The 17,641-nt window shown below is 37.9% G+C and carries 19 protein-coding genes; 13 read left to right on the top strand and 6 right to left on the bottom strand.

Annotation, left to right across the window (positions count from 1 at the left end; all coding sequences use genetic code 11):
• Positions 1 to 13: 13 nt before the first annotated feature.
• The 10 genes from BVC88_RS04695 to BVC88_RS04650 all read left to right on the top strand — a co-directional run bounded on the left by BVC88_RS04695 (position 14) and on the right by BVC88_RS04650 (position 8,771).
• Entirely contained in the window at positions 14 to 595 is a 582-nt protein-coding gene (locus tag BVC88_RS04695; protein ID WP_075349510.1) for a YeeE/YedE family protein, read from the top strand.
• A gap of 10 nt (positions 596 to 605) precedes the next feature.
• Entirely contained in the window at positions 606 to 1,091 is a 486-nt protein-coding gene (locus BVC88_RS04690; RefSeq protein WP_075349509.1) for a DUF6691 family protein, read from the top strand.
• Positions 1,092 to 1,344: 253 nt separating this feature from the next.
• Positions 1,345 to 2,499, top strand: a complete 1,155-nt coding sequence (locus BVC88_RS04685) for an MFS transporter (protein WP_075349508.1) — start codon at positions 1,345 to 1,347, stop codon at positions 2,497 to 2,499.
• A gap of 4 nt (positions 2,500 to 2,503) precedes the next feature.
• On the top strand, positions 2,504 to 3,223 hold the full coding sequence (locus BVC88_RS04680; RefSeq protein ID WP_075349507.1) for an acyl-[acyl-carrier-protein] thioesterase: 720 nt from the start codon (positions 2,504 to 2,506) through the stop codon (positions 3,221 to 3,223).
• Between the two features lie 100 nt (positions 3,224 to 3,323).
• Positions 3,324 to 4,379 (top strand): c-type cytochrome, encoded by a 1,056-nt coding sequence (locus BVC88_RS04675; protein ID WP_075349506.1) that lies wholly within the window; start codon positions 3,324 to 3,326, stop codon positions 4,377 to 4,379.
• Positions 4,379 to 5,719, top strand: coding sequence for a hypothetical protein (locus BVC88_RS04670; RefSeq protein WP_075349505.1), 1,341 nt, complete (start codon positions 4,379 to 4,381; stop codon positions 5,717 to 5,719). The genes BVC88_RS04675 and BVC88_RS04670 overlap by 1 nt, the downstream gene beginning before the upstream one ends.
• Positions 5,720 to 6,127: 408 nt before the next feature.
• The gene (locus BVC88_RS04665) at positions 6,128 to 7,117 is read left to right on the top strand and encodes a fatty acid desaturase family protein (RefSeq protein WP_075349504.1); all 990 of its coding nucleotides are present in this window, start codon (positions 6,128 to 6,130) and stop codon (positions 7,115 to 7,117) included.
• Between the two features lie 3 nt (positions 7,118 to 7,120).
• Entirely contained in the window at positions 7,121 to 8,314 is a 1,194-nt protein-coding gene (locus BVC88_RS04660; RefSeq protein ID WP_083639008.1) for a DEAD/DEAH box helicase, read from the top strand.
• A gap of 10 nt (positions 8,315 to 8,324) precedes the next feature.
• Positions 8,325 to 8,564 (top strand): cold-shock protein, encoded by a 240-nt coding sequence (locus tag BVC88_RS04655; protein ID WP_075349503.1) that lies wholly within the window; start codon positions 8,325 to 8,327, stop codon positions 8,562 to 8,564.
• A 12-nt stretch (positions 8,565 to 8,576) separates the two neighbouring features.
• Positions 8,577 to 8,771 carry a cold-shock protein gene (locus BVC88_RS04650; RefSeq protein ID WP_075349502.1) on the top strand — a complete coding sequence of 65 codons (195 nt, stop codon included), beginning with the start codon at positions 8,577 to 8,579 and terminating at the stop codon, positions 8,769 to 8,771.
• Positions 8,772 to 8,841: 70 nt separating this feature from the next.
• On the opposite strand, the gene BVC88_RS04645 is transcribed toward BVC88_RS04650, so the two are convergent.
• Positions 8,842 to 9,843 carry a 2-hydroxyacid dehydrogenase gene (locus tag BVC88_RS04645; protein WP_075349501.1) on the bottom strand — a complete coding sequence of 334 codons (1,002 nt, stop codon included), beginning with the start codon at positions 9,841 to 9,843 and terminating at the stop codon, positions 8,842 to 8,844.
• A 57-nt stretch (positions 9,844 to 9,900) separates the two neighbouring features.
• Between BVC88_RS04645 and BVC88_RS04640 the strand changes: the two genes are divergently transcribed.
• Positions 9,901 to 10,326: a Dabb family protein gene (locus tag BVC88_RS04640; protein ID WP_075349500.1), complete on the top strand. Its 426-nt coding sequence runs from the start codon at positions 9,901 to 9,903 to the stop codon at positions 10,324 to 10,326.
• Here BVC88_RS04640 and BVC88_RS04635 read toward each other — a convergent pair whose 3' ends face one another.
• Entirely contained in the window at positions 10,327 to 10,734 is a 408-nt protein-coding gene (locus BVC88_RS04635; RefSeq protein ID WP_075349499.1) for a hypothetical protein, read from the bottom strand. It abuts the gene before it with no gap.
• A gap of 130 nt (positions 10,735 to 10,864) precedes the next feature.
• Positions 10,865 to 11,938 (bottom strand): peptide-methionine (S)-S-oxide reductase MsrA, encoded by a 1,074-nt coding sequence (msrA, locus tag BVC88_RS04630; RefSeq protein ID WP_245803595.1) that lies wholly within the window; start codon positions 11,936 to 11,938, stop codon positions 10,865 to 10,867.
• Between the two features lie 456 nt (positions 11,939 to 12,394).
• Here msrA and BVC88_RS04625 point away from each other — a divergent pair, with 456 nt between their 5' ends.
• On the top strand, positions 12,395 to 13,873 hold the full coding sequence (locus tag BVC88_RS04625; RefSeq protein ID WP_075349498.1) for a hypothetical protein: 1,479 nt from the start codon (positions 12,395 to 12,397) through the stop codon (positions 13,871 to 13,873).
• Positions 13,874 to 14,012: 139 nt separating this feature from the next.
• Here the strand turns inward: BVC88_RS04625 and BVC88_RS04620 are convergent, their stop codons facing one another.
• Entirely contained in the window at positions 14,013 to 14,672 is a 660-nt protein-coding gene (locus BVC88_RS04620) for a GDSL-type esterase/lipase family protein (protein ID WP_075349497.1), read from the bottom strand.
• A 256-nt stretch (positions 14,673 to 14,928) separates the two neighbouring features.
• Between BVC88_RS04620 and BVC88_RS04615 the strand changes: the two genes are divergently transcribed.
• Entirely contained in the window at positions 14,929 to 16,044 is a 1,116-nt protein-coding gene (locus BVC88_RS04615) for a DUF4407 domain-containing protein (RefSeq protein ID WP_075349496.1), read from the top strand.
• A gap of 62 nt (positions 16,045 to 16,106) precedes the next feature.
• Here BVC88_RS04615 and BVC88_RS04610 read toward each other — a convergent pair whose 3' ends face one another.
• Entirely contained in the window at positions 16,107 to 16,853 is a 747-nt protein-coding gene (locus BVC88_RS04610; RefSeq protein ID WP_075349495.1) for a DUF5995 family protein, read from the bottom strand.
• Entirely contained in the window at positions 16,850 to 17,581 is a 732-nt protein-coding gene (locus tag BVC88_RS04605) for a VIT1/CCC1 transporter family protein (RefSeq protein ID WP_075349494.1), read from the bottom strand. The genes BVC88_RS04610 and BVC88_RS04605 overlap by 4 nt, the downstream gene beginning before the upstream one ends.
• Positions 17,582 to 17,641: the final 60 nt, after the last annotated feature.

Genomic DNA, 17,641 nt, shown 5'->3' with positions numbered 1-17,641 from the left:
AACAAAATATAATATGAATCAATTTATTGAATGGCTGTCTCAGCCTTGGCCTTGGTATGTGGCTGGTCCCATGATTGGACTGACTGTGCCAGCGTTATTGATAATAGGTAATAAAACCTTTGGGATTTCATCTTCGCTTAGACACGTCTGTGCGATTTGTGTACCCTCTGGAATACCTTTTTTCAATTATAACTGGAAAAAGGAAACTTGGAATCTCGTATTCGTCTTAGGAATATTAATTGGAGGCTTTGTTGCCACCACTTTCATATCCAACCCGAATCAGATTGTAATTGCAGCAGAAACACAACAGGAGCTTGCAGCTTTGGGAATCACTGATTTTTCCGGATTGATGCCTTCAGACATCTTTTCTTGGGAAAATTTATTTACTGCAAAAGGCTTATTATTCTTCGTAATTGGAGGGTTTTTGGTTGGTTTTGGAACAAGGTATGCCGGAGGATGTACTTCAGGCCATGCGATAATGGGAATCAGTTCCCTTCAATGGCCATCTTTGGTGGCTACGATATTTTTTATGCTTGGTGGATTTCTGATGACTCATGTCATCATGGAACCGTTAATGAAATTGGTTGGATTCTAAATTTATAAAGATGAAAGTAGTAGAAAAAAAGGCAGAAGGATTTGTATGTGATGCGCCAAATACTCAGGCTTCCGGAGAAAAAGGTTTAGCGCTGGTTAAATATTTAATTTTAGGTATTCTATTTGGGATTGTTTTTGTGAAAGCAGAAATCATCTCTTGGTTTAGAATTCAGGAAATGTTCCGTTTGACTTCATTTCATATGTATGGAGTGATTGGATCAGCAATTGTAACAGGTATCATCTCGATCCAACTTATCAAAAGACTTGGGATTAAGTCTATTTCAGGTGAGAAGATCAATATACCCACCAAAGAATTTCGAAAAGGTCAGATTTATGGCGGATTTATCTTTGGTTTAGGCTGGGCATTGACTGGAGCTTGTCCGGGACCACTGTTTGCACAGATTGGAAGCGGTTTTACAATCATCATTATTACACTATTGTCAGCTATTGCTGGTACTTGGGTATATGGTCGATTTGCTGATAAATTACCAAATTGACGAATTCAAATAACTAAAAAAGCCACTTTCTTAATCGGGAAGTGGCTTTTTCAGTTAAATACTTTTTTGATTATAAATCTGATTAACAAAATTATCGAGGCAATGATGACCCCTACTATTACAAATTCCATCACATTATTTTTCAGACAAAACCCATATTATCTGAAATAGTTTCCTGGAACTCATTAAAAGTGATTCGGGATTTTGTCTTATTCTTCTTTACTTTTGACTGCCTTTAGACCTATTTAAATTTATGAATCTACTTTCCAAAAGAAGAATTGCGCTGGGAAGCATGTTTTTTTTTGTCGGCCTTTGTTTTTCAAGTTGGGCGGCGCGAATTCCTGACGTCCAAGCTAAATTCCAACTTTCAGAAGGGCAATTGGGTACCCTATTACTTTTTTTACCCTTAGGTTCGGTAATCGGTCTGCCTATAGCAGGATGGTCGGTCCATCAATATGGGAGCCGGAGAGTGATCATGATCGGGAGCTTTGCCTATGCAATAACTCTTCCTTTGATCGCTTTAAGTCCGACGACTTGGGTGATCGTTTTAGTTTTAATCCTCTACGGAATGCTGGGTAATATCATGAATATTTCACTGAATACTCAAGCCTTAAGCCTAGAAGATCAGATGGGAAAAAGCATTCTTGCATCGTTTCATGGACTTTGGTCTATGGCGGGATTTACAGGCGCAGGTATAGGTGCAGGTATGATTTTTCTGGGAGTTTCTCCTACATTCCATTATTTGACTGTAATGGGAATTTCATTTCTAATCATTTTTGCTGCTCAACGCTTTATTGTGAAAGAGCAAAAAGCCTCAGAAGGAGGAGGATTGGTATTGAAAAAGCCGGATGACTTATTACTTAGAATCTCTCTGATTGCTTTTTTGGCCATGATGGCGGAGGGCTGCATGTTTGACTGGAGTGGAGTTTATTTCAAAAAAGTCGTTCAAGCTGATCCATCCTTGATTGCTTTAGGCTACGTGGCGTTTATGGGTTCGATGGCTTCTGGAAGATTTTTGACAGATAAAGTAGTGCTTCGTTTTGGAAAAGTCCATGTGATTCAATTCAGTGGATTAATGATTACGCTTGGCTTATTGATTTCAGTGATTTGGCCTACCGTAATTGCTGCTACCATCGGATTTCTTTTTGTAGGATTTGGGGTTGCTTCATTGATTCCGGTTTCATATAGTATTGCAGGTCGATCTAAACTTTATTCCCCAAGTGTAGCTTTGGCCATGGTGTCAACAATTTCCTTTTTTGGCTTCCTAATTGGACCTCCATTAATCGGGTTTATTGCCGATTTATTTGATTTGAAGGTTTCATTTATGATAATCGCGCTGAATGGTATTGGAATATTTATCCTTTCCTCAATAAGAAAACACGTGTTTCTTGCCCCAATCAAATCATAATTATATGACTGATCAAAACTCTTTTCAGTACAGTAAAGAATTTGAGGTAGGATCATTTCAGGTGCATCCGGATGGAAAACTTCGATTAAATTCATTGGCAGACTTCTTTCAGGAAGTAGCTTGGAGACACGCGGATTCTGCCGATTTTGGCCGAAATCTTATGGCTGAAAACCTCAGTTGGGTTCTTTCTAGATTTGATATCAAAGCAACCCATCTCCCAACTTGGGGGGATCCTATTCGAGTATTTACCGCTGGTAGGGGAGTTGATAAGCTTTTTGCTTTCCGAGAATTTTTAGTGACCGATCTTCAGGGAAAAGTGCTTGCAGAGGCAATGTCATCTTGGGTGCTTTTGAATACTGAAACCAAGAAGCTACATCGGCCAGAATCGGTTTTGCCGGTAGCACTTTTTGATCCAAAATTAAAGCCTGACTGGCAACCTGATCGGATTCGGCTCAGTGGGAAACTGGAGTTTGAAGAACGGAAAAAAGTCAGATATTCAGATTTGGATTTGAATAACCATGTGAACAATACAAGCTACATCAGGTGGGTTGAGGACTTGATAAAGAGTTTTGGTTTAGCTTCCAATAATATGTCTATCAATTACTTAGCAGAATGTATTTTGGGTGATGAGATTCAGATTGAACTGTGGAGGAATGAAAATCAGGTACTTGTTCTAGGTAAAGTGATTGAAAAGACTGTTTTTCTTGCTCAATCAGTGGTCTAAATTGCATTAGAGATCCCTTTTCCCTAATTTCCAAATCATGTGATAAGAGTCACAACTTTTTGACTGACTCATTTAGCATTTTTGTAAAAAGATTAAAAATATGGATAAGCTAGGAAAACCATTTATTCAGTTGATTACCCTGATGGTAGGACTTTTGGCACTTGCTTCTGTTTTGGTAGGTGTGATTGGGTTGGCGATTTACCTCGCATATTCTGGTTTTAGCCCTTTAGAACAAGAGAAAATTGAATTAGCCGAAGTTGAGAAGGTAGAGTTACCAAAGATAACCCCGCTAATGGACCCGGTAGGGATGTGGCAGGCTCCTGATTGGTCTAAAGTAGACGATGAACCCAATGCTGAATCTATCAAATACGGAAAAGAGTTAATAGCTAACACGGCAGAATACCTTGGTCCTAACGGAAAAGTAAGGAAGATATCAAATGGGATGAATTGCCAAAACTGCCATCTTCAAGCAGGAACAGTGCCTTTAGGAAATAATTATTCCGCAGTATCCTCTACCTACCCTAAAGTAAGGGGGAGGTCAGGCAAAATGGAGGATATTCCTAAGCGGATCAACGATTGTTTCGAACGTAGCTTGAACGGGGAGGGCTTGGCTGTCTCGAGCAAAGAAATGGTAGCTATGGTTGCCTATATGGAGTGGCTGGGTAAAGATGTACAGAAAGGAGAAAAGCCAAAAGGAGTAGGTATCTATGAGGTTCCACTTTTGGATAGAGCTGCTGATCCAATTAAAGGCAAAAGTATCTATGTCCGACAATGTCAATCATGTCATATGGAGGATGGTCTGGGTGTTCCTAAACCCGATGGTAGTGGATATACTTATCCACCACTTTGGGGTGCTAATAGTTACAACCAAGGGGCAGGTTTATTCCGAATGTCAAGGTTTGCAGGATATGTGAAGGCAAATATGCCTTTTGGGGCCACTTATGAGAGGCCAATGCTTTCCGATGAAGAAGCTTGGGATGTAGCGGCATACGTGAATAGTTTGGATCGTCCATCTAAGGACCTCACAGGGGATTGGCCTGATATTTCTAAAAAACCAATGGATCACCCATTTGGACCATATTCTGACAGTTTTCCTGAATCTCAACACAAATTCGGACCATTTAAACCCATACAGGCAGCAAAGGCCAGTAACTAATGTTTCGAATTAACGTTCTGCTTTTAATTTTCTTGCCATTATTCGGGTTTGCCCAGCAAGAAAAAAAAGGAATAATTCTGTCTCCCGATCTGCATTTTAGGACATTTTGGATGAGCACCAACTATCCAAGTGATTTTAAAAATGACTTCGCATTGGGGTCAAGTTTGAATCTTGGAGCAAAAGCACGGATTCAAAAATTTGAGCTTCAGGTAGGTTACCGTGTTTTCGCAAATCTATGGAGTTCAGACTTGGCCTCACCAGATCCACTCTCAGGTCAGCCAAACCGATATGAAGCAGGTTTATTCGACTTATTAAACCCTAAGGATAAATTCTTTGGAAAGTTAGAAACACTTTCTATTTCCTATCAGAATAGTAATTGGGGTGCATCTTTGGGTAGAATGGGAATCAACTCGGATTGGATCAATGCCCAGGATGGAAGACTTTCTCCAACGGCAATTGAAGGACTTCATACCTGGTTTTCTACTTCAGATGATTGGAAGTTTGATGTTTGGGCTATTTCTAGAATAAGTATTCGTGGGAGTAGTGAATGGTTTGGAGTAGGTGAGTCTATGGGGATTTTGCCAGTAGGTAGAGATATCAATGGAAAGCCTGCAGCTTATTTTGGAAATACTGAGAGTGATTGGATCGGAATTTTTGAATTATCAAAGAAATGGAAGATCCTTTCAGCTTCTTTTTCAAATACCTTGGTGGAAAATGTGTCAAATACGGTTTGGGTTTCCGCAGATAGAAATTTTGAAAAGAAAAATGTGACGTGGATTACTGGTATTCAGGCAGGATATCAAATCGGGATTGGAGATGGTGGAAATGCAGACTTAGCACTTGCCTATAAAAATCCTAAGGATAAGAATTGGGTTATCTCAGGAAGATTTGGTGGGAAAAAGGGGCAATGGACAAGTCACCTTAGCTACACCAAAGTGGGTGGAGATGGTCGATGGTTAAGTCCTAGAGAATGGGGAAAAGATGCTTGGTATACTTTTATACCAAGGGAACGAAATGAGGGCTTTCAAAGTCTGGATGCGATTACGGGATACATCGAACACCAATTTATAAATCAAAGGCTTGTCGCTTATTTAAACATGGGCTTTCATTGGCTGCCGGATTTAGATGATGCAATTGCAAATAAGTATAATTTCCCATCTTACAGGCAAATCAATCTAGGGTTAAAATATAAACCTGAAAATATTAAGGGGCTTGATTTCCATTTAATTGTCATGAATAAAGAAGCCTTAGGCAATGAACAACTAAAGCCGAACCAACGCTATAATAAAATCGAAATGATCCATTTTAATTTGATTGCAAACTGGAAATTTAATAAATGATCGAGTGTGAAATAATTTAATATTCCAATGAGGAATTAGGTTTTACGGATTCTATGTATCACCTTTGTATGATAAAGGCAATGTATCAGTTAGATGATAAATCCTTTTTACTTGAAATAAAGGTATGTGTTGATTATCGACCTGCTTAAGTAGCAAATTCAAGAGTTTCCCCCCGCAAAGGTTTTAATTCTTCTTCTTTCTACTTTTTTAATCTTAGTTGTTTATACTGAAGATTAAAACCTGCAGATTACTTCCTTCGGGAAACATGAGTTTATCACTATTAATTAAAAGTCTATTAAAACAGTAAGGTTCTCAGAATCAGAATTATCTGAATTCTCCCAAACATTAAGATCGAGGGTATATGGTCATTTTAAGACCACAGGCCGCTCAAAATTTGCCACACCATCAATGGTTATCAAGACCGTGATATTGGTTTCCCTTTATTTAGTGCCTCTTGCACTAATCACTACTGGGGTTGCATCCACTACTTTCCAAATGTTCGCTTGTTTTGTGCTATCAGGATTTGGTATGGCAGGCGTAGGTATGGGTGTTATGCATGATGCCAATCATGGATCATATTCTAAAAATCCACTTGTAAATAAATGGGTTGGTCATACTTTGGATATGGTTGGCGCTAGTTCCATTGTTTGGAAAATGCAACATAATGTACTTCATCATAGCTACACTAATATTGATGAGCACGATGATGATATCAATGCTCCTTTCTTTTTGAGATTTTCGCCTAATGCGCCTCAAAACAACTTACATAAATACCAGCATTTATATGCTTGGTTTTTCTACTCTCTTTCTACACTTTCTTGGGTTACCGTTAAGGATTTTATCCGATTAAAGCGATACTATAAAAAGGGTTTAATGAAAGGGAAAAATGCCTATAGAAATGCTGTATGGAAACTTATAGCTTGGAAACTTGGGTACTTTAGTATCATACTAGGTCTTCCTTTGATTTTCGCTCCGTTCTCTGTAGGAATGCTACTCTTAGGATATGTTGTAATGCACTTTGTGACTGGTTTCACAATTACTATGGTGTTCCAAATTGCACACATTGTTGAAGATGTAGAGTTTCCTTTACCAGATTCAGAGGGTATTGTTGAAGGAGAAAGAATCCTTCACCAGTTAGCTACGACGTGTAATTTTGCTCCTAATAATCGATTCTTATTTTGGTTTATCGGAGGTCTAAATTATCAAGTAGAACATCATTTATTTCCAGACATTTGTCACGTACACTATCGGGAGATCGCTCCTATAGTAAAGGCAACTGCAGAGGAATTTAACATACCATACCACTCAAAGCCTCATTTTTTATCGGCTGTTCTTGACCATTTTAAAATGCTTTATGTTTTGGGGAATATGCCTAAGCTAGAGCCAGTAAAAGCCTAGTTTATGAATAATTTAAAAAGAAACGCCAAGCCAGCTGCCCAGAATAGAAATTCTAGGCCAGCCGGAAGACCGGCTCAGAAGAAGAAAGAATCTACACTTGATCCCAATCTTCTTGTGAAAAAAGCTCAACCTAGCGGTCAGGAAGGATTCCAATCAGTTACTCCTTTTACCGGGTTGAACCTTAATACCATTTTGCTGAAAAATATTCAGGCAAAGGGTTACGAGAATATGACCTATATCCAAGAGAAGTCCATTTTGCCACTTTTAGATGGTAGAGACCTTCTTGGGATTTCAAATACTGGATCTGGAAAAACGGGAGCTTTTTTAATTCCTATCATCGAGCATGCTAAAGCTGATCCATCTGGATTTACAGCTTTGATCGTGACTCCGACTAGGGAACTAGCGCTTCAGATTGAAGAGGAGTTTAAAAGTCTTACAAAAGGAATGAATCTATACTCCAATACATTTATAGGAGGAACGAATATCAATTCTGATTTTAAGGCATTAGGAAGAAGACTTCACGTTATTGTAGGAACCCCTGGCAGACTTCTAGATTTGGCAGATCGAAAGTTGCTTCATCTTAATCGAATAAATACATTGGTTCTTGATGAGTTTGATCGAATGCTTGACATGGGTTTTGTTCACGATGTGAAGAAGCTTGTCAATGCAATGACCAAACGTGAGCAGACCATGCTTTTCTCAGCGACACTTGAGCCAACACAGAAAAAGTTAATTGATGGTCTCTTGCAAAATCCCGTTGAAGTGAAAGTAAACACTGGTGGGACTACCAGCGAAAATGTTGATCAAGAAATTATCCGTGTACCAGAAGGGAAGGATAAGTTTGATGTATTAGCTGGATTATTCAAAAATCAAGCTTTGGATCGTGTTATTATTTTCACCGAAACAAAAAGATTAGCTGATCGAATTGCAAAAAAATTAAATCAAACAGGAGTAAAATCCGGTCTGATTCACGGTAATAAATCCCAGAATTTCCGAAACCGGACTATAGAAGAGTTCAAGAACGGAACAACTAGAGTGCTTGTAGCTACAGATGTGGCGGCAAGAGGTATAGACGTCGCTGATGTATCCCATGTGATCAATTATCAGCTTCCCATGTCTATGGATAGCTATATCCACAGAATAGGCCGGACAGGCCGGGCCGGAAAAACCGGCAGGGCCATAACATTTGTCAATTAATATCGCCGAAATGTCAAAAAATCAGAACACATTTATCAAAAAACAGAAAGCAGAACTTAAAAAAAGAAAGAAAAGAGAAAAACAAGAAAAAATGGCAGCCCGAAAGGATAACCCTAAAAGTGGAGATCTAGACGATATGCTGGCTTATGTGGATCAATTCGGAAATATATCTGATACACCACCAGAGCCAGAGCCACCTAAAAAAGAAATTAATCCGAGTCAAAAATTTAATAGAAACAACAAATTTTAAAAGTTAGTAATCATGAATGAAGGAACAGTAAAATTCTTTAACACAACCAAAGGTTTTGGTTTTATCACACCAGCAGACAACAGTGAAGATGTATTCGTACACCACTCTGGTCTTGTACACGAAATCCGTGAGAACGATCGTGTTACTTATGACGTAGTTCAAGGTAAAAAAGGCGTTAACGCGGTTAACGTAAAGGTAGCTAAGTAATTTATCTCGGGTTTTCCCGAAAAATATACTTTATCCGATGCCTGCAGATCTTTGATTTGCAGGCATTTTTTTATGCTTTTTTAAAAGTTATTTCATTTGTAAGCTGTTTCCCTGACTCCAGCTCATTCAAATTGTTTAGAGTTGTCAGAGCAATTTGGTGGAGTGCCTCTCTTGTCAAAAAAGCCTGATGGCCTGTGATCAAAACATTTGGGAAAGTCATTAGTCTTGCGATATCTTCATCTTGAAGAATTTCCTCTGATAGATCCTGAAAGAAAAGATCTTCCTCTTGTTCATAGACATCAATTCCTAAGTAGCCAACCTTTTTCTTTTTCAGTGCTTTGATCACAGCTTTGGTTTCAATCAAGGCACCTCGACTTGTATTGATGATTGCTACACCTGATTGCATTTCCTCAAGTCTTTTGTCATTAATCAAGTGTTTTGTTTCTGGAGTTAAAGGACAATGCAAAGAAATTATAGTACTCTGATTAAAAAGTTCATCTAAGTTGCAATAAGTGACACCTAGTTTTTTCAAGTCTTTGTTTTCATAGTGATCTACAGCCAGAACCCGGCAACCCATTCCCAGCATTATTTTGCAAAAAGCGCTTCCAATAGCACCCGTGCCAATGACTCCCACTGTTTGTTTGAAAATATTAATACCGATTAGTCCCTCTAATGAAAAATTGTTTTCGCGTACCCTATTATAGGCCTTGTGAGTCTTTCTTACTACGGTCATTAATAGTGCTAATGCATGCTCCGCAACTGCTTCAGGACTATATGCTGGAACCCTGCATATTCGGATACCGAGACTTTTGGCATATTTGAGGTCTACTTGATTATATCCCGCACATCTTAGGACCACATTTTTCACTTCAAGTTCTGATAATTTCTTGAGTACTTTTTGATCCAAATGATCATTTACAAACGTGCAGATAGCATCATGGCCATGAGCCAAATAGACAGTGTCTTGATCAAGCTTGGCTTCAAAATAGCTGAATTGATGGTTGAAATCCGGCGTCAATTGATCAAAACTTGACTTGTCGTACGATTTAGCACTGAAAAAAGCCACTTTCATCTAGTATGGGATTTAATTAAGTTTAGAAATAATGCTACATTCAAAATAAAAAAAGAAATGAAAAAATTACTATTATTCATTCCCGTTCTTTTTCTTTTGTCATGTGGTGAAAAGGAAGAAACTATGGAATCCACAGAAACTGTTATAAAAGAAATGCCTATGTCCGCCACTCCTGATTCAGTACTTCGACATGTTGTTTACTTCAGCTTTAAGGATACTTCTTCTCCCGAGGATATTCAGGGTGTAGTGGATGCTTTCAGAAACCTACAAAACGAAATCGATGGAATCGAGTCCTTTGAATGGGGAGTTAATTCCAGTCCAGAGGGAATCAATCAGGGTTTAACACATGCATTTACACTTACTTTTTATTCAGACGCTGCTCGTGATGCATATCTTCCCCATCCATCGCATAAGGCTTTTGGAGAGATTCTAGGTCCACACCTTGACAAAGTCATGGTCTTAGACTACTGGACCAGGAAGTAATTATTGATCATATGGCAAAGCCGAGGAGTCGGTTTTGCCTGCGTCATTGATGGTTAAAACTTCTGTCACTACGAAGTTGCTGGTTCCTCTCCAAGGCAAAATGCCATTATATTCTTTGTAACGAAGCTCTACATGTTTTCCAGATGATCGTTCTAATTCTTCTGCCACAGAAGCATCCACTACGCTAAATCTAAATTCGTTGCTTTGCAATCCTCCTGCTGTTGGGCTTTGAAATCCTTCTTGTACCACTCTTCCTTCATAGGTTTTAAAAATTACCCCTTTCTTCACAAAGTAATTTAAGCTGCCTGCTTTGACTCCTTCTCCAAAAACGAAAAGGTATTTGTACCAAAAAAATCCGGCTAATACGACAATTAAAATAAGGCCAATAATCCAAGCGATTTTTTTCATAATTAGAAAAAGGTTTTGATAAATATAAGTATCTCAAGCCTTATTCGTAATTACAAATCAAAAAAAACTCTAAAATCTAAAGGCATAAAAAAAGAGACTATCTTCTAGAAATAGTCTCTTTTATTGAAGTTTAATCAACTAGCCATAGGAAATCTCCATAACCTTTTGCTTCCATTTCTTCTTTCGGGATGAATTTCATTGCTGCAGAATTCATGCAGTAGCGAAGACTTGTCGGCTCTGGACCATCATAGAATACATGTCCTAAGTGGCTTTTTCCTAGCTTGCTTCTCACTTCAACTCTTGTCATTCCTAGATCTTTGTCTATTGGCTTGTCAATTACTCTTGCATCAATCGGTTTTGTAAAGCTTGGCCAACCTGAACCAGATTCGTACTTATCCTTGGAACTAAATAGTGGAACTCCTGTCACAATGCAGACATAAATCCCATCTTTCTTATTCCCATTATATTCGTTCTGGAAGGCATATTCTGTAGCATCTTCCATGGTAACTTCATATTGAAGATCTGTCAATTCTTGCTTCAACTGATCCTTAGATTTAGCGGGATATTTTTTCTCGCTTAATTCTGGCCAATGTTTCTTAATAAATGCATCTCTTCCAGATCCAGTTCTATATGAATAATAATCCGTAGGGTTCTTTTTGTAATAATCCTGATGGTAATCTTCCGCCGGATAGAAGTTAGTATACTTGATTATCGGGGTAGCTACAGGTTTTGTGAAACGTCCAGACTTATCCAAATACTTTTTGGACTCTTCAGCAACCTTCTTTTGCTCACTGTCATGATAAAATATTGCTGATTCGTACTGAGTTCCTCGGTCATAAAAAGAGCCGCCTACATCTGTTGGATCAAAAGTTTGCCAGAAGATATCAACCAATTCGGAATAGCTGATAACTTCAGGATCAAAGGTAATTTGAATAGATTCTCGATGTGAGGTCTTTCCGCTGGCTACCTCTCCATAGGTAGGATTTTTTTCTTTTCCGCCAGCATATCCTGAGACTACAGAAATAACTCCATCAATACCTTCAAAAGGCGCTTCAACGCACCAAAAACAGCCTCCGGCAAATGTTGCTAATTGAGTAGTACCATCGTAATTGGCTACCAATTCAGCATCAGTAGAGGAAGCCTCTTGGTATTCTGTTGTGGATGTTCCACAGGACATGAGTAGTCCAACTAGTAAACTTAGCATGGGTAAAATACTTTTATTTAAGTGAGTCATTTGAGTTAGGATCTTGATTTTAGCTGAATCCATCAGAGTCAACATACATAGGAAACTGATTTTCAGAAATTCTGTTCGACTTTTTTATATTTCGTAATTACGAAGTGAATTGTACTCCGGTTTGTCTTGGTTGATACAAATTACCAGAAGGTTTATTATAGAGAAAACTTAAAATAGCTTTGAAAAATTCAATTAAAGTATTCTGAATCCTTTTTTGTCATTTCGTTTACTCAATTAATTGCGACTTATGGTAAAGGAAGTGGTTTTAGGACAATGGAATGAATCAATGACAATGCTCTTGGAAATAAACTAGATTCCACAATGTTATTTTGCGACTGTTTCTCATTTGATTAATATATTTTTTGAAACCAAAATAATAAATAAGCTATATTTTAGTTTATATAATGTTTTGCTATTTGAATTATCATGAAATCACTTCATTTTTCTACTCGTTTTATTGCCACATGTGGTTTAGTTGTATTTGTATTTTTGTCTGCCAATATCGTAGACGGATTCTCTCAGCAGAAATTTGAATGGGAGTTTTATGGTGGGCCTTCAAAAGCTCTTCTAGAATATAAAGTAATACCTAGGAATGATTTTATTTCTCCAAGTAATGAGCTTAGTTGGCATATAGGGTCCAGTTTTCTCTTAGGATTAAAAAATAATTGGCAATTATCGGCCCAGTTTGAGTTTTTCAAAAGAGAGCTTGGTACTTATGGTGTATCTAGACAAATTGATACGCTTCAAATTACTGGATACTCGACTGAAGGAATTCCACTTTTAGCTTTGGGAATTAGAAAAAGCATTGGTGATTTTTATTTGCAACCTAGTTTGAGTGTAATGAAAAGCCCCTCTGTGCTTGATCAATACCAGAGAGCGGATATTTGGGAAGGTATACCTTTAGGAGTGAGATCTCTTGCTAATGTAGGATTAAGTTTGAGATTTGAGGGAGGAATTAAAAAGTATAACCGTCGCGGGAATTATTTTTTAGCTGGGCTGAGATATCAGCAAGGACTTTGGGTAATGGACAAAATGAACGCACCTGTTCGTTACAACGAGCGAATAGAGCACGTGCTATCAGTTAAAAGCAGAGGTTCTTACCTAGGCGCCTATGTAGGTTACGGGGTCGCAGGGCATAATTTAAATCGAACACCAAAAGAAAAATCAAAGCGGATTTACAGTGACTCAAAGTTGCTCAAACACAATCTTTCATTTGAGGACGGATGGTATATTATGCTTTACGGAGGCTTGCGAAGAAGGGAGGACCCACTTTTTAATGAATATTTCTACTCCAACACCAGTGGGCAATATCAATTCGTTTTTGGTTATACCAAATCGAGATTTTCAGTTGAGTCTGGCTTTGGTAACTTTAGTTATAATGCGAATTACCAAATTAATTTTGACGGTATAAATGCACTTATTATGAAGTGGGAAAAATATGATATGCCAATCGTTCCGTTCACATTTAAATATCATATCCCACTAAATCAACAACAATCCATCCGTTTTGGACCTTCATTTAGTGCTTATTTAGCATTAAAGAACCAAAGTGATTCTTGGTTTACCTCAATAGGAAATGGTCAAGTTCAATTAAACGATAAAACTTATACTTATACAAGTGAAGCGTATTCAGACCCAGAGTTAAGTCATGGTAGATTAGTTTATAATGCTGGAATTTTTACAGAGGTTTCACTATTCAACTCTTCTTTTCTCACTTTTAAGGTATCTAGAAATTTTGCCTCGCCAGATTTTGTCAAAATCCAAGCAAATTATTTGATAGAAGGTAGTCCTATAGCTTTAGAAAGTGCTGGAAATATGAATGGATTTTTAGTAGATGTGGGATATAAGCTTCCTCTAAAAGTGATTAACAAAAAGGTGAAACAAAATAGACTAGTGGGATTATAAAATGATTTTGATAGTTTTCGAAAATCTGTTCGTAGGCTTGTGAATCGATGCTTTTGAAGTCCACGCTCTAGGTAGATGGATAAGGAGCTTAATCTACTTATTTTAAGTTTTAGTGAGAGGCAAGAAACTTCCATTGTAATTATTTCATAAATGGAATTACCGATTTATTCCAGATCGCATAGCCTTTTTCATTCATATGAAGGCTATCGGCGATAAAGATTTCTGAAATTGGTTTTCCCGTTTTATCCAGCATCACATCCCATACGTTCATGAAATCCACTTGATTATGGGTTGTTGCATATTGCCTCATTAAGTCATTCAAGACCGTGTAGGAAGTCTTTAGCTGCCATCTAGAAGGACTTGGCTTGGCACTGATAAGGACTATGGTTGTTTCGGGTAATTTTTGGAGGATTCGATTAACTAGCAAATCGATGTCCGTCATGATCTGAGTAGCTTCTTTTCCAGCGGAGATGTCATTGTCTCCTTCGTAAATAAATACTTTTTCTGGACCATATCGAATTACTAATTCATCCAAATGAATCAGTAAATCCGAAGCTTGTGATCCGCCAAATCCAGTATTGATAATAGGGATTGTTGGAAATTCTTCCTGAAGATTTCTCCAGAGTCGAACACTGGAACTTCCGGTAAAAACAAAGGAATTTGGTTTCCAACCTTTTTGATCTATCCGTTCAGTAAGTGATTTTACTTCTTTTTGGAAAGGAATTTCCTGACTAAACAATAAAGTGCTTGAGCTAAAAATCAGGGTTAGAAAAAAGATAAATCTAGAAGTGTCTTTCATAGTGATTCGAGTTGGGACAATTTGCGCTTTTTTTCAAAATCGTTCAGCAAGTGCTCAAAAGTGAACAGGGCGAACACTTTTAAAGTGTGGATTCAATCCTTTAATGTAAAAAATATGTTGGGCAAAAATGCCTATTCACCCCTTTAAATTGGGGTTTGGTCACATTTCTTTCTGGAAGGTTGATTTTATAGGCGGCCTGATCTTTTTTGGAGAAGTTTTAGCGTTAGAATCTATGTTAATTTAATCCCCCTTTTGAATGAATCATCTTTCTCGGTTTTTCTGGTTTTGTAGTGGTGCTAATTTTTCTATCCTCAAGCGAACCCCTACAGAATCAAATAAATACATTGGAATAGGAGCTACTGTATTCTTCACTGGTGTCTTGGCGGCTATTGCGGCAGGCTATGCCTTGTTTACTGTCTTTGAAAATATCTGGCCGGCAATTTTCTTTGGATTACTATGGGGAATGATGATTTTCAACTTGGATCGCTTTATCGTTTCGAGTATGCGGAAAAAAGAAAGCGGATGGAGTGAATGGAAATTAGCTATTCCAAGGTTAGTCTTAGCAGTTTTATTGGCTTTAGTGATTTCTAAACCTTTGGAATTAAGGATGTTTGAGCGGGAAATCAATCGAAAATTAGACGAGAAGAAAACTGAATTTATTGCTATCTCCAAATTGAATTTGGCAAAAGGATTTCCTGAAATTCAGGAGCTTGAAGTTCAAAAAGATAGCTTAAAAACTGAGATTGGAAGAGCCGAAGCTTTCCGGGATCAAGTGCAACGAGAATATGATGCAGAACGATTTGGAGATAAGACAAGTAGCACCAGTGGAATAGTAGGACTTGGGACTAACGCAAAGAAAAAGGAGCAGCAATTGGATGCGGCTCAGAAAGCTTTGGAGAATTTGCGTGAAAGAAATCAGATTCGAATTGACACACTTGATGCTCAGATTCGTGAATTTACAGCTCTCCGCCAATTGGAATTTGAGAAGCAACAGGCGGGAATAGATGGTTTTGATGGGTTAGCAGCTCGAATGGAAGCTTTGGATTTGTTGACTAAGGAATCTGCTGCAATGGCCTTGGCTAATGTTTTTATCATGCTCCTATTTATTGCAATTGAGACAGCTCCGATCTTCGTAAAACTAATTTCTTCAAGAGGACCTTATGATGATCTATTAGAATTAGCAGAAGATAAAGTCAAACTTTTCAAAGGGGAAAAATGGGTCATGGTTAAAGGGGAATCCGAAGCCCGCGTGGGTTATTTTCAAGACACACATTTCTATGCTACTGATTTGAATAAGGAAAAAACCAATCGTAAAAACAAGGCTCAAACTGAGTCGGAAATCAGAAAAATCGAGGAGAAATTTAATGTGTAACCTTCGTGTGATTTTCAGAATGTAAGTGTAACAACAAATAAATAGATCAAAATTCCAAACTATTACTTCACCAAAACATCCAATTGATCCATCGTTTTATTAACAGATTTCCATTCTGCAAATCCTATTATTTTCACCAGAAACGAAAGTAATTTACCTGGATTGATCAGCTTTTCTGCAAGTTTTGAAATGTTTTCGTCTCGATCCCTAATCTGAAATTTTTTATCTTGAGCTAGATGATATTCCCCCGCATATTTCCATGCACCATCTCGGGCTAGCTGAATAGAGAAATTGAGGAACATTTCATCTTTTCCTTTTGCCAGGGGAATGAGCCATCCGAAAATAGGGGACACGGTACTGATATTTGCTTTTACTCCATCGACCAATTCGGCTAAGATGGAATTGATTTTATTGAAATCATTTCTGATCTCATTCAAATCTGAACCTTCCATGGTTTGGGAAGCAGCAATTCCCAAATCGAGATTGATATGCGCATTGATTCCAAGAAATAAGTGTTGAAGCACTAAATATGAATTGGATTGACTCGCATCAAATGCAATCTTCCAGCTTTTTGTCGGTTGTTTTCCCTGTAACCAAAGCTCGTATGCGTCAATAAACCTTTTAGCAAAAAGAATATCCAACTTTTCCATTCTTGGGTTATCCTCAAACTCACGATTCAAAATTCCTTGTTTAATTCGTAGGGTCACTTGCCTGTAAAGCACAGCAAAGTATCCGATACGAGATTCTTTGGATCTGCATTCGGATACAATTTCATCCATTCGAATTATAACTTCTGCAATTGATTTCATGGTTTATTTAAGAAGAACTGTTCCAATAAATCACCAACATAATAGGCCACTAGGGCTGCTAAAAGTCCTAATAAGAGCGTTTCAGCAATACTTCTTAAAGCCGGAGTTTGATTTACAAGACTTTTCATCCAACCTACCAGTATGAAAGCTATTCCCGTTAAAATACTCGTCCAAAAAAATATGTTGATGTTTACCTCGCTGAAAAAGTCCCAGAGGTAAACCATTAAGGGGATAAAACCAATTACAATAAAAGAAACTAAAGTTGCCAAACCGATTCTGAATGGGCTCTTGGTTTCTTCCATCATATTGAGTTCATCTTTCATCATTTCTGCTACCCAAAGATCTTTGTCTGAACAAATTTGATCTACGACTTTTTCAAGTAATTCACCCTTAAATCCTTTAGCTTCATAGATTTCCTTGATTTCTTGACGTTCGACTTCGGGTAGATTGTCGACTTCCCAATATTCGATGTCTTGGTGTTTTTTATAATTATCCTTCTCGCTTTTCGCAGCTAGGTATGCTCCAACAGACATTGAAAAACCATCTGCAAAGAGATTCGCAAATCCCAAAATGATGATTATTCCAGTATCTAAATTTGCACCAAAGCCTCCTGCCACTACAGCAAAAGTGGTGACAGCGCCATCGATACCTCCGTATACAAATTCCCGGAGGTATTCCTGAAGTTTCCCGAAATAGCTATTTTCCTGATGAATAAGAGATTCTTTCATATAATAATAATTTCTTTTTAATGTCCATCCCGATAGCTATCGGGAGGAATCTCGCAAGGT

The organism is Algoriphagus marinus, assembly GCF_001936475.1.
Taxonomy (GTDB): Bacteria; Bacteroidota; Bacteroidia; order Cytophagales; family Cyclobacteriaceae; genus Algoriphagus; species Algoriphagus marinus.
The sequence above is the reverse complement of the archived record's forward strand: the minus strand, read 5'-3'. Positions and strand labels throughout refer to the sequence as shown.